Origin of the sequence: Pseudoalteromonas sp. PAST1 (assembly GCF_021532515.1) — a bacterium.
Taxonomy (GTDB): Bacteria; Pseudomonadota; Gammaproteobacteria; order Enterobacterales; family Alteromonadaceae; genus Pseudoalteromonas; species Pseudoalteromonas simplex.
On the sequence record NZ_JAKGBH010000020.1, the window covers coordinates 1 to 13,450 of the forward strand.

Sequence of the window (13,450 nt, forward strand, 5' to 3'; positions counted from 1 at the left end):
AACTCTTAGGTTGTTTATCTTACCCGATAGGCTACCAGACAGGCATTATCCAAGGGTGGTAAGAAGGAAACCTAATAAATATCCCTATAAAAGAAAATGCCAGTCAGCTCTTAACTGACTGGCATTACGCATTAGCGAGCCTTTTTTAAGAGATTAGAACTGATTACCAGCCTGTTTTCTCTTTAAGTGCATTACCGATATCAGCTAATGAACGTACAGTTTTTACGCCAGCAGCTTCTAATGCAGCAAATTTCTCATCAGCAGTACCTTTACCGCCTGCGATGATTGCACCAGCGTGACCCATACGCTTACCTGCAGGTGCAGTAACACCAGCAATGTAAGAAACAACAGGTTTAGTCACGTTGTGCTTGATGTATTCTGCAGCTTCTTCTTCTGCAGTACCACCGATTTCACCGATCATAACGATAGCTTCAGTTTGCTCGTCTTTTTCGAACATTTCTAAAACGTCGATGAAGTTAGTGCCAGGGATTGGGTCACCACCGATACCAACACATGTTGATTGGCCGAAACCAGCGTCAGTAGTTTGCTTAACCGCTTCATAAGTAAGAGTACCAGAACGTGATACGATACCTACTTTACCAGGCTTGTGGATGTGACCAGGCATGATACCGATCTTAGTTTCACCCGGAGTGATAACACCTGGGCAGTTAGGACCGATCATACGAACACCAGTTTCATCAAGCTTAACTTTAACGTCAACCATGTCTAGTGTTGGGATACCTTCAGTGATACAAACGATTAGCTCGATGCCAGCATCGATAGCTTCTAAGATTGCATCTTTACAGAAAGGTGCTGGTACGTAGATAACTGATGCAGTTGCGCCAGTTGCTTCAACAGCGTCACGTACTGTGTTGAATACTGGAAGACCAAGATGCGTTTGACCGCCTTTACCTGGGCTTACACCACCAACCATTTGTGTACCGTACTCAAGCGCTTGCTCAGAGTGGAAAGTACCTTGGCCACCTGTGAAACCTTGACAGATAACTTTTGTATCTTTATTGATTAATACAGACATTATTTGCCCTCCGCAGCAGCAACAACTTTTTCAGCTGCGTCTGTTAGTGATTCAGCAGCGATGATGTTAAGGTCAGAACTAGCTAGTACTTCACGACCAAGTTCAGCGTTAGTACCTTCTAAACGTACTACTACAGGAACATTTACACCTACTTCTTTAACTGCACCGATGATACCTTCTGCGATCATGTCACAACGAACGATACCACCAAAGATGTTAACTAAAACAGCTTTAACGTTGTCGTCAGATAAGATGATCTTGAATGCTTCAGATACACGCTCTTTAGTTGCGCCGCCACCAACATCTAGGAAGTTAGCTGGCTTGCCACCGTGTAGGTTTACGATGTCCATAGTACCCATCGCTAGGCCTGCACCGTTAACCATACAACCAACGTTACCGTCTAGTGCAACGTAGTTAAGTTCGAAGCTTGCAGCGTGAGCTTCACGCGCGTCTTCTTGTGAAGGATCGTGCATTTCACGGATTTTAGGTTGACGGTAAAGCGCGTTACCATCTACACCGATTTTACCGTCTAGACAGTGAAGGTTACCTTCGTCTGTGATTACTAGCGGGTTGATTTCTAATAATGCGAAATCGAAATCGTTGAACATGTTTGCAAGACCCATGAAGATCTTAACGAACTGTTTCATTTGAGTAGGGTTTAAACCTAGTTTGAAACCTAATTCACGAGCTTGGTAAGCTTGAGGACCAACTAATGGATCAATCTCAGCTTTGTGAATTAATTCTGGAGTTTCTTCTGCAACTTGCTCGATTTCAACACCACCTTCAGTAGATGCCATGAAAACAACTTTACGAGAAGCACGATCTACTACAGCGCCAAGGTATAATTCGTTAGCGATGTCAGTGCAGCTTTCAACAAGGATTTTAGCTACTGGCTGACCATTTTCGTCTGTTTGGTAAGTAACTAAGTTTTTACCTAACCAGTTCGCAGCGAACTCTTTAACTTCGTCGATTGTTTTAACTAGCTTAACACCGCCAGCTTTACCACGGCCACCTGCGTGAACCTGTGTTTTAACAACCCACATATCACCGCCGATTTTCTCAGCAGCTGCTGCAGCTTCTTCAGGTGTATCGCAAGCGAAACCTTGAGAAACTGGTAAACCATATTCGGCAAAAAGTTGTTTTGCCTGATACTCATGCAAATTCATGATGCTTTATCCAATTTTTTATACTAAAAGAGCTGAATATTTATGCAAAATAAACAGCTATCCCAAATTGCGCACTTAGTATAAATCCCAAGGCTCCACATGAAAACCCCAGTTAGACCAAAGGCGCAAAAAAAAAGCTGTGAACGAGGTTCACAGCTTAGTTTTCATACAACCAGATTAAACATCTAGTAGTAAACGAGTCGGATCTTCAAGTAACTCTTTAATTGTTACTAAGAAACCTACTGATTCTTTACCATCGATTTGGCGGTGATCATAAGATAACGCTAAGTACATCATTGGTAAGATTTCAACTTTACCATTTACAGCCATAGGACGCTCTTGGATTTTGTGCATACCTAAGATTGAAGACTGTGGTAAGTTGATGATTGGTGTAGATAGTAATGAACCGAATACACCACCGTTAGTGATAGTGAAGTTACCACCTGTCATATCATCAATTGATAATTTACCGTCACGACCTTTAAGCGCTAGCTCACGGATACCTTTTTCGATTTCAGCAACTGATAGCTTGTCACAGTCTTTAAGTACTGGTGTAACAAGACCACGTGGTGTAGAAACCGCGATGCTGATGTCGAAGTAGTTGTGATAAACAATGTCATCACCGTCGATAGACGCATTTACTTCAGGGAAACGCTTAAGTGCTTCAGTTACTGCTTTCACGTAGAAAGACATGAAACCTAAACGGATACCGTGACGCTTTTCGAAAACTTCTTGGTACTGCTTACGAAGATCCATGATTGGCTTCATGTTAACTTCGTTGAAAGTCGTTAACATTGCAGTTGAGTTTTTCGCTTCAAGAAGACGATTAGCGATTGTTTTACGTAAACGAGTCATAGGAACACGTTTTTGCGTACGGTCACCCATAGGTGCTGCTGGCGCTGCTGCTTCTGCTTTAGGCGCTGCTGCCGGTGCTTTTAAGAATGTATCAACATCTTCTTTAGTTACACGGCCATTTTTGCCAGTACCTTTGATTTTTGATGCATCAAGACCTTTCTCAGCGATTAAACGACGAACTGACGGTGTTAATACGTCAGAGCTGTCATTTGATTCGCTTGCTGGTGCTGCTTCAGCTTTAGGAGCTGCTGCTGCCGGTGCTGCACCCGCTTTAACTGTACCAATTACTTGCTCACCAAGTACTGTTTCGCCTTCAGCGTGAATGTGCTCACCCATGATACCGTCTTCTTGAGCAACAACTTCAAGAACAACTTTATCAGTTTCGATGTCAACAAGGTTTTGGTCGCGTGTTACCGCTTCACCTGGTTGAACGTGCCAAGTAGCAATTGTCGCGTCTGCGACTGATTCTGGAAGTACAGGTACTTTAATGTCCACTTCTTTACCTTCTGATGCTGGTGCTGATTGCGCCGCTGGCGCGTCTTCTGATTTAGCTGGTGCAGAGTCGTCACTTGCTGGTGCAGCATCTGCATCACCAAGTAATGCAATTACTTGTTCGCCAAGTACCGTTGCACCTTCTTCTTGTGAAATTTCAGTGATTACACCGTCATTTGGTGCAACAACTTCTAAAACAACTTTATCTGTTTCGATATCTACTAAGTTTTGGTCGCGGCTTACTTTGTCGCCAACACTTACGTGCCATGTTGCAACAGTAGCATCAGCAACCGACTCAGGAAGTACAGGAACTTTAATTTCTGTGCTCATTGCTTATCCTTTCTTTTCAATAGTAAGCGCATCTGCAACGAGCGCTTGTTGTTCTTTATTATGCACTGACATGTAACCACACGCTGGTGATGCTGATGCTTTACGACCTGCGTAAGTTAATTTAGCACCGGCTGGGATTGCATCAACAAAGTGGTGTTGAGAACAATACCATGCACCTTGGTTTTGTGGCTCTTCTTGACACCAAACAAAATCTTTAACGTGTTGGTAACGCTGCATGATTGTATCCATCTCAGCGTGTGGGAATGGATATAATTGTTCTACACGAACAATAGCAATGTTATTTAATTCTTGCTTACGACGCTCTTGTAGTAGCTCGTAGTAAACTTTACCGCTACAGAATACAACGCGTTCTACTTTATCTGCTGCAATATCATCGATTTCATCGATCATATTATGGAACACACCTTCAGATAACTCTTCAAGTGAAGATGTTGCCAACGGGTGACGAAGTAGCGACTTAGGCGTCATAACAATCAATGGACGACGAAGTGGACGTACTGATTGACGACGAAGCATTGCATAAACTTGCGCTGGTGTTGAAGGAACACATACTTGCATATTGTGATCAGCACACAACTGTAAGAAACGCTCTAAACGTGCCGAGCTATGCTCAGGACCTTGACCTTCGTAGCCGTGTGGAAGTAAACATGTAAGACCACATAAACGGCCCCACTTCTGCTCACCTGAACTTAAGAATTGGTCAAATACAACTTGTGCACCATTCGCGAAGTCACCAAACTGTGCTTCCCACATTACAAGCGACGTAGGTTCAGCTGTTGCGTAACCATATTCAAATGCAAGTACCGCTTCTTCAGAAAGAACTGAGTCATACACTTCAAATGCACCTTGCTTTTCGCTGATATTTTGCAGCGGCAAGTATGTTGATGCATCTTTTTGGTTATGAACAACAGCATGACGGTGGAAGAATGTACCACGACCTGAATCTTGACCTGTTAAACGGATATCTGTACCCGCATCAACAAGCGTTGCATAAGCAAGTGTTTCAGCCATACCCCAATCAAGTGGTTTTTCACCTGTTGCCATTAACTTACGGTCGTCGTAGATTTTCTTAACGCGCGACTGTGCTTTGTGGCTTTCTGGGAAGCTTGCTACTTTTTCGCCAAGCTCTTTTAACTTTTCAACCGATACTGTTGCATCGTACTCAACATCCCAATCGTGACCAACAAACTTAGCCCAATCAGAAGAGTGTGATGTTTCTAGTTGAATTTCTTCAACAACACAGTTGCCTTTGTCTAAACCGTTACGGTAATCATCAGCAAGTGCTTTTACTTCATTTTCTGAGAATGAACCTTCAGCAACTAATTGGTCTGCGTAAATTAGACGAGGTACTGGATGCTTTTTGATTTTTTGGTACATAAGTGGTTGAGTCGCGTTCGGCTCATCCGCTTCGTTATGACCATGACGGCGATAACATACTAAATCAATCACTACATCACGTTTAAACTGGTTTCTGAAATCAAGTGCGATTTGAGTAACAAATGCAACCGCTTCAGGATCGTCAGAGTTAACGTGGAAAATTGGTGCCTGAACCATTTTCGCAATATCAGTACAGTATGGTGTAGAACGTACATCAGACTGTTTAGACGTTGTGAAACCAACTTGGTTATTTACAACGATACGGATACTACCACCACAACTAAATGCATTAGTTTGCGATAAGTTAAATGTTTCTTGTACAACACCTTGACCTGCGATTGCAGAGTCACCGTGAATAGTAATTGGTAATGCTTTAATACCTGACTTATCACCTAGACGGTCTAAACGAGCACGTACCGAACCCATAACCACTGGGTTAACAATTTCTAAGTGAGACGGGTTAAATGCAAGTGCCATGTGCACGTTGCCACCCTTAGTTGCAAAGTCAGATGAGTAACCCATGTGATATTTAACATCACCTGAGCCTAATGTGTCTTTGTGTTTACCAGCAAACTCATCGAATAATTCTGATGGGTTTTTACCTAAAACGTTCACTAGTACGTTCAAGCGACCGCGGTGAGCCATACCAATAACAGCTTCTTTTTGTCCGCTTTCACCTGCACGATGAATTAGTTCTTTAAGCATTGGTACTAACGCATCACCACCTTCAAGTGAGAAACGTTTTGCACCAGGGAACTTAGCCCCTAAGTATTTTTCAAGACCATCTGCAGCTGTTAATCCTTTAAGGATACGTAGCTTTTCTTCTTTAGAGAACGTTGGACGTGATTGCACTGATTCTAAACGTTGTTGTAACCAACGCTTTTCTTCAGTTGAAGTGATGTGCATATACTCAGCACCAACCGACCCACAATAAGTCGTTTTGAGCGCTTGATATAGCTCACCTAATGGCATGGTTTCGCGACCGACAGCAAACGAACCCACATTGAATTCACGGTCAAAATCAGCTTCAGATAAATCGTGGTACTCTAATTCTAGATCACGAACACGTTCGCGTTGCCAAATACCTAATGGATCTAGGTTGGCATTTTGGTGACCACGGAAACGGAAAGCATTAATAAGTTGTAGCACCTTGACCTGTTTAGGATCACCAGAGCCACCCTCTGCTACCACTACTTCTCTATGCTTGTTTTTAGCAAGCTGTGCAAATTGTGAACGAACTTCTGAATGTTTAACATCAACATCCACACCATCAACTTTTGGTAATTGTTCGAACACTTCTCGCCATTCTTCTGGCACAGAAGTCGCATCATCTAAGTACGCTTCATAAAGCTCTTCTACGTAAGCAACGTTACCGCCGTTTAAGTGAGAAGATTCTAGCCATGCCTTCATCACACCTTCGTGCATTTATAAGCCCTTTTCTTTAGCGCAGAAATTAATTGTTGTAAAAACAAGGTGGTTAATCACTTAACCACCTTACATATTCAAGCTTTAAACAGCGCGGTTTAAAAGCATTGATTTGATTTGTCCAATTGCTTTGGTCGGGTTAAGACCTTTTGGACACACGCTAACACAGTTCATGATACTGTGACAACGGAACACGCTGAACGCATCGTCAAGGTCAGCAAGACGCTCTTCAGTCGCTGTATCGCGGCTATCAGCCAAGAAACGATACGCATGAAGAAGGCCCGCAGGACCGATGAACTTGTCTGGATTCCACCAGAACGAAGGACACGATGTTGAACAACATGCACATAAGATACACTCATATAAGCCATCTAACTTATCACGTTCTTCGATTGACTGAAGACGCTCACCCGCCGCTGGCGTGTCGTTAATTAGGTAAGGCTTAACTTTTTCGTATTGAGTGTAGAACTGACTCATGTCAATAACAAGGTCACGTACCACAGGTAAACCTGGTAATGGGCGAATTACGATTTTACCTTTGCCACCTTTAAGTAGCGTTGATAAAGGCGTGATACACGCTAAACCATTTTTACCATTCATGTTGATACCGTCTGAACCACACACACCTTCACGGCATGAACGACGGAATGATAATGTTGGATCTTGCTCCTTCAATTGCATAAGGGCATCCAATACCATCATATCTTGGCCTTCTTGCGTTTCTAGCGAGAAGTCCTGCATACGTGGTGCATTATCAACATCTGGATTGTAACGATAAACCGAAAATTGTACTTGTGCCATCGTCTCGCTCCTAGTATGTACGTGCTTTAGGTGGGAAAGCTTCACGCAGTTTCGGCGCGTAGTTTACATCACGTTTGCTCATTTCTTCGCTCTTAGGATCGTAGATTGAGTGACATAACCAGTTTTCGTCATCACGATCTGGGAAGTCAAAACGAGAGTGTGCACCACGGCTTTCTGTACGGAAGTTTGCAGCTACTGCTGTTGAGTAAGCTGTTTCCATCAAGTTATCAAGCTCTAGACATTCGATACGTGCAGTGTTGAACTCAGTCGACTTGTCGTCAAGACGAGCGTACTGAAGACGTTCACGAATTTCTTTAAGCTCTTTAAGACCTGTTGCCATTGCATCACCTTCACGGAATACCGAGAAGTTAAGTTGCATACACATTTGTAGGTCTTTCTTGATTTGTACTGGGTCTTCACCTTGGCCAGCTTTAGAGCTTTCCCAACGGTTAAAGCGTGCAAGTGATGCTTCAAGGTCTGAATCAGACGCATCTTTACCTGCTTCAACACCGTTAAGGTACTTACCTAAGAAGTTACCAGCTGCGCGGCCGAATACAACTAAGTCAAGTAGTGAGTTACCACCTAGGCGGTTAGCACCGTGTACAGATACACATGCAATCTCACCAACAGCGAATAAACCTTCAACTACTTTCTCTTGGCCGTTTGCATCAATTTGTAATGCTTGACCATTTACGTTAGTTGGAACACCACCCATCATGTAGTGACATGTTGGGATAACTGGAATTGGCTCTTTTGCCGGATCAACGTGTGCGAATGTTTTCGCAAGGTCACATACGCCTGGAAGACGTAAGTTAAGTGTTTCTTCACCTAAGTGGTCAAGCTTAAGCTTGATGTGTGGACCGTAAGGACCATCGCAACCACGACCTTCACGGATCTCAGTCATCATTGAACGAGCAACAACGTCACGAGACGCTAAGTCTTTTGCATTTGGAGCGTAACGTTCCATGAAGCGTTCGCCGTCTTTATTTAGAAGGTAACCACCTTCACCACGACAACCTTCAGTTACAAGTACACCGGCACCGGCGATACCTGTTGGGTGGAACTGCCACATTTCCATATCTTGCATTGCAACACCAGCACGTGTAGCCATACCAACACCGTCACCAGTATTGATGTGTGCATTCGTTGTCGATGCGTAGATACGGCCTGCACCACCTGTTGCTAAAACAACAGCTTTTGATTTGAAGTAAACAACTTCGCCAGACTCGATGTCGATTGCTGTACAACCAACAACGTGACCGTCGCTGTTTTTAACTAAATCTAGTGCGTACCACTCAGAGAATACGTTAGTTTTGTTTTTAACGTTCTGTTGGTATAAACAGTGTAATAGCGCGTGACCTGTACGGTCAGCTGCTGCTGCAGTACGTGCAGCCTGTTCACCACCAAAGTTTTTCGACTGGCCGCCGAAAGGACGTTGATAAACACGGCCATTTTCAAAACGAGAAAATGGTAAACCCATGTTTTCTAATTCAGTAATAGCTTCTGGGCCTGTTTTACACATATATTCGATAGCGTCTTGGTCACCGATGAAATCGGAACCTTTAACAGTATCGTACATGTGCCATTCCCAGTTATCTTCATGTGAGTTACCCAGCGCAACCGTAATACCACCCTGTGCAGACACAGTGTGAGAACGTGTAGGGAAAACTTTTGAGATAAGTGCACAGGTTTTGCCTGATTCAGTGATAGCTAGTGCTGCGCGCATACCCGCACCACCGGCACCAATCACTACAGCGTCAAATTCACGAACAGAATAATTCACTTAAACACCCCATAAAACGATTAGACCAATTGCTACGTAAGCAACAGCCATAAGGTTTAATACAAAGCCTAAAACAGCACGTAATTTAGCGCATTTAACATAGTCAGTAAGAACTTGCCAAAGGCCGATACGGGTGTGAACCATGATGCAAACTAGGGTAATTAAGGTAAACCCTTTCATTGCTAGGTTAGAGAATAGGCCTTGCCAGGCTTCGAAAGTGACTTCTGGCGTACATAAAAAATAGCCGATAATAAAAATCGCGTAAGCGCTGATTATTAATGCTGTTGCACGTAGTGATACGAAATCTTGTACACCATCACGTTTAAGAGTTGCTTGATTTAAAACCATATCCACACTCCTGCTAGAATTGCAGCTACAACACCTAAAGCTAATGCAACTTTAGCGCTGAAGTTACCTGATTCAAGTTCTTCCCAGTGACCCATGTCCATAATGATATGACGGATACCACCAATTAAGTGATACGCCAATACAGAAATGGTGCCCCATGCTATGAATTTGGCAATGAATCCGCTGAACAGACCCTTGACGAATTCAAAACCTTCTGCAGAAGAAAGAGACTCAGACCAAGCCCAAATGACAAACGTTAAAGCAAAAAATAATGCAACACCGGTGACGCGGTGTAAAATTGATGCTTTAGCCGTTGCCGGCATAGATATAGTTGTTAGATCTAGATTTACAGGTCTTTGCTTTTTCACAGTTACTTGCCCATCTTGCCCTTATCGGGCTCATCTACTTGTTTTTCTAAAACCCATCAAAATGAATTTCGATGGAACTATCTAAGTAAACCGTGTTGATACACAAAAAGTTCACACTTATGCAAAACTCAAATGTAAAAATAAAGTTTACCTACAGACAATACGGTATAAAACCTTGGATAGTATATATAGCCAAAGGTCTTTTTACAATTCTTGTTTAGTAAGAGACGTTTGCGAATTAGCCAATAGTATAATATTTAATCCTGACAGAATATTTATTATCCATTTGTGCATAATGTTTATAAAAATTGACTTTATACCCCTCTTTCACGTTAAAATGAAAAGAATGTGCTTAAACAGATTCAGAACATAACAATCAGAGTTGTTATCTTAATAGGAGATAAATAGATGGCGGATAAGAAAGCCACGGTCCATATTGATGGTCTTGATCCAATCGAACTTCCAATTTACCAAGGCACTGCTGGCCAAGACGTAATCGACGTACGTACGTTAGGTTCACACGGTCACTTCACTTACGACCCAGGTTTCATGTCGACCGGTTCTTGTGAATCTTCAATCACTTACATCGATGGCGGCAAAGGTGTTCTATTGCACCGTGGTTACCCAATCGAGCAATTAGCTGATGAATCAAACTACATCGAGCTTTGCTACTTACTATTAAACGGCGAATTACCGACTAAAGAACAATACGAAGCGTTTGCTCAAGAAATCACGCACAACACAATGCTTGATACTAAAATCGCAAACTTCTTCCAAGGTTTCCGCTTTGACGCTCACCCAATGGCAATGCTGTGTGGTGTTGTAGGTGCTCTTTCTTCTTTCTACCACGAAGATTTAGACATCACTGACGCAACACAACGTAAAACAAGCGCAATCAAGCTAGTTGCTAAATTACCAACTATCGCTGCGATGGCTTACAAATACAATGTAGGTCAACCGTTCGTTTACCCACGTAACGACTTAAGCTTCGCTGAAAACTTCTTACACATGATGTTCTCAGTACCAGCTGAAGAATACAAAGTAAGCCCTGTTCTTGCCAAAGCAATGGACAAAATCTTCATGCTTCACGCTGACCACGAACAAAACGCATCAACGTCAACTGTTCGTCTAGCAGGTTCTTCAGGTGCTAACCCTTACGCGTGTATCGCGGCTGGTATCGCATCTCTATGGGGTCCTGCGCACGGTGGTGCTAACGAAGCATGTCTTAACATGTTAGAAGAAATTGGTTCTGTTGACCGTATCGATGAGTACGTTGCTAAAGCGAAAGATAAGTCTGATCCTTTCCGTCTTATGGGCTTTGGTCACCGTGTATACAAAAACTTCGACCCACGTGCGACAGTAATGCGTCAAACATGTCACGAAGTACTTGCTGAGCTAAACATTCAAGATCCACTTCTTGATATCGCTATGAAGCTTGAGCAAATTGCACTTGAAGACCCATACTTCGTTGAGAAGAAACTTTACCCTAACGTAGATTTCTACTCAGGTATCATCTTAAAAGCAATCGGTATTCCAACAAGCATGTTCACTGTAATCTTTGCAATGTCACGTACTGTTGGTTGGATATCTCACTGGGATGAGATGCTTTCTCAACCTGGTCACAAGATCAGCCGTCCTCGTCAGTTATACACTGGTGAAACTTCACGCGATTACGTGCCAACAGACAAGCGTTAATACGAATTTGCGTTTAAAAAAGGCCGCTATGCGGCCTTTTTTGTTGCCCTGCACTTGTCTATTTGTGCAAAGTAATTAAAATCGTCGCATTCTTGTAGCTTAAGGCCTTTCATGTTCGATATCACAAAAATACGTGCTGACTTTCCAATACTGAATGAAACAGTCAATGAGCAGCCTTTGGTGTATTTAGACTCAGCAGCGACCTCTCAAAAGCCCCAGGCAGTTATTAATGCTCTTAGCCGTTTTTATAGCCATGAGAACGCCAATGTGCACCGCGGCCGCCATACACTCAGTGAAAACGCGACACGCCAATATGAGCATACACGAACGCTACTTGCAGATTATTTTTCTGTAAAAAATAATGAGATAGTGTGGACCAAAGGGGCAACCGAATCGATTAATTTAATCGCAAATGGTCTGGCTTCGAGGCTCAATCCTGGCGATAAAATTGCCCTATCTGCTATTGAACACCACGCCAACATAGTCCCTTGGCAACAGCTAGCACAGCGCACCGGTGCAGAAGTCATTATTTTGCCGATAGAAAATGATTTAACTATTAATAGCGTGCACTGTAGTGAATTTATCAAGCAACAAAAGCCTAAAATAGTCGCTATTACCCATGCATCAAATACTCTAGGTAATATTACTGATTTAGCGCCAATCATTAGCGCATGTAAAGCCATTAATGCTATTTCGGTTATTGATGGTGCGCAGGCAGCGATGCATTTACGCCCTAATTTACAAGAAATTTCCTGTGATTTTTACGTGTTTTCTGCCCATAAAATGCTCGGGCCGACAGGTTTAGGAGGCCTATATGGCCGATTTGAGCTGTTAAATTCGCTCGATGTATATCAAACCGGTGGCGAAATGATCGAAACAGTGAACCTAACACACAGCACTTTTCGTGATGCGCCGGGTAAATTTGAAGCAGGAACACCCAATATTGCAGGTGTCATTGCCTTTAATGAGGCAATAAATTATTTAATATCGTTAGATTTTCAGCAAATGCGTCAACATGAGCATACAGTTTTTGACTATGCGATAAAACAATTATCAGCTATTGATGGTATTAATATCTATTCAAACCAAACAGATAACATCGGTAACATTAGTTTTAATTATCGTGATGAACATCCGTTTGATTTAGCCACCCTACTTGATGGATTTGGCGTTGCGGTACGTAGTGGCCATCATTGTACGCAACCTATAATGAGTCATTTAGGCATCCCAGGTACTGTACGAGCAAGTTTTGCGTTATATAACACTAAAGCTGATGTCGATGCCTTTATCAGTGCTGTTAAAAGTAGTATTGAGTTATTAGATTAATTTTGGATAAGTTATGAATTCAGCGTTTGAAGCCGTTAGTAAAAACATTGAAACAGTTGCTGGGTGGCAGCAAAAATATCGCCAAATAATGCTCTTAGGTAAGCAATTACCTGTTATGCCTGAAGTACTCAAAGTAGATGATGCTCTAGTTAAAGGCTGTGAAAGTAAAGTTTGGCTATATATCGACTTTGATCATACTGAAAACAGCCTGGTTTTAGCGGGCGATTCAGATACTCGCATCGTTAAAGGACTATTAGCTTTAATTTTAGCCTTATACAATGGTCTAACACCGGAGCAAGCAACGCAAATTAATGCCTATGATGAATTTGAACGACTCGGTCTAATTAGCCATTTGAGTCCTTCTCGTGGTAATGGTATAAAAGCCATGGTTGATAAAATTCAAACCATGGCTGAACAAAAACAATAA

11 protein-coding genes are annotated in these 13,450 nt (G+C 42.5%); 3 read left to right on the forward strand and 8 right to left on the reverse strand.

All coding sequences use genetic code 11. The features are described 5' to 3' along the window. Positions 1–163: 163 nt before the first annotated feature. The 8 genes from sucD to sdhC all read right to left on the reverse strand — a co-directional run bounded on the left by sucD (position 164) and on the right by sdhC (position 10,002). Positions 164–1,036, reverse strand: coding sequence for a succinate--CoA ligase subunit alpha (gene sucD / locus L1272_RS11330; RefSeq protein ID WP_054551365.1), 873 nt, complete (start codon positions 1,034–1,036; stop codon positions 164–166). Beyond that, a complete protein-coding gene (sucC, locus tag L1272_RS11335; RefSeq protein WP_054551366.1) occupies positions 1,036–2,202 on the reverse strand; it encodes an ADP-forming succinate--CoA ligase subunit beta in 1,167 nt (388 codons plus the stop codon). The genes sucD and sucC overlap by 1 nt, the downstream gene beginning before the upstream one ends. Before the next feature lie 177 nt (positions 2,203–2,379). Continuing rightward, positions 2,380–3,879, reverse strand: coding sequence for a 2-oxoglutarate dehydrogenase complex dihydrolipoyllysine-residue succinyltransferase (gene odhB / locus L1272_RS11340; protein WP_166340241.1), 1,500 nt, complete (start codon positions 3,877–3,879; stop codon positions 2,380–2,382). A gap of 3 nt (positions 3,880–3,882) precedes the next feature. Further along, entirely contained in the window at positions 3,883–6,702 is a 2,820-nt protein-coding gene (locus L1272_RS11345; protein ID WP_138600672.1) for a 2-oxoglutarate dehydrogenase E1 component, read from the reverse strand. Between the two features lie 84 nt (positions 6,703–6,786). After that, positions 6,787–7,503 carry a succinate dehydrogenase iron-sulfur subunit gene (locus L1272_RS11350; RefSeq protein ID WP_054551369.1) on the reverse strand — a complete coding sequence of 239 codons (717 nt, stop codon included), beginning with the start codon at positions 7,501–7,503 and terminating at the stop codon, positions 6,787–6,789. Between the two features lie 10 nt (positions 7,504–7,513). Continuing rightward, complete coding sequence (gene sdhA / locus L1272_RS11355) at positions 7,514–9,286, reverse strand: succinate dehydrogenase flavoprotein subunit (RefSeq protein ID WP_054551370.1); 1,773 nt, start codon at positions 9,284–9,286, stop codon at positions 7,514–7,516. Then, the gene (gene sdhD, locus L1272_RS11360) at positions 9,287–9,634 is read right to left on the reverse strand and encodes a succinate dehydrogenase, hydrophobic membrane anchor protein (protein WP_054551371.1); all 348 of its coding nucleotides are present in this window, start codon (positions 9,632–9,634) and stop codon (positions 9,287–9,289) included. Continuing rightward, the gene (sdhC, locus tag L1272_RS11365; protein WP_082389167.1) at positions 9,625–10,002 is read right to left on the reverse strand and encodes a succinate dehydrogenase, cytochrome b556 subunit; all 378 of its coding nucleotides are present in this window, start codon (positions 10,000–10,002) and stop codon (positions 9,625–9,627) included. The genes sdhD and sdhC overlap by 10 nt, the downstream gene beginning before the upstream one ends. Before the next feature lie 408 nt (positions 10,003–10,410). Between sdhC and L1272_RS11370 the strand changes: the two genes are divergently transcribed. The 3 genes from L1272_RS11370 to L1272_RS11380 all read left to right on the forward strand — a co-directional run bounded on the left by L1272_RS11370 (position 10,411) and on the right by L1272_RS11380 (position 13,450). Beyond that, positions 10,411–11,697, forward strand: a complete 1,287-nt coding sequence (locus L1272_RS11370) for a citrate synthase (RefSeq protein WP_054551373.1) — start codon at positions 10,411–10,413, stop codon at positions 11,695–11,697. Positions 11,698–11,808: 111 nt separating this feature from the next. Beyond that, positions 11,809–13,023 (forward strand): aminotransferase class V-fold PLP-dependent enzyme, encoded by a 1,215-nt coding sequence (locus L1272_RS11375; RefSeq protein WP_235373451.1) that lies wholly within the window; start codon positions 11,809–11,811, stop codon positions 13,021–13,023. 13 nt (positions 13,024–13,036) lie between these two features. Beyond that, positions 13,037–13,450 (forward strand): SufE family protein, encoded by a 414-nt coding sequence (locus L1272_RS11380; RefSeq protein WP_166340247.1) that lies wholly within the window; start codon positions 13,037–13,039, stop codon positions 13,448–13,450.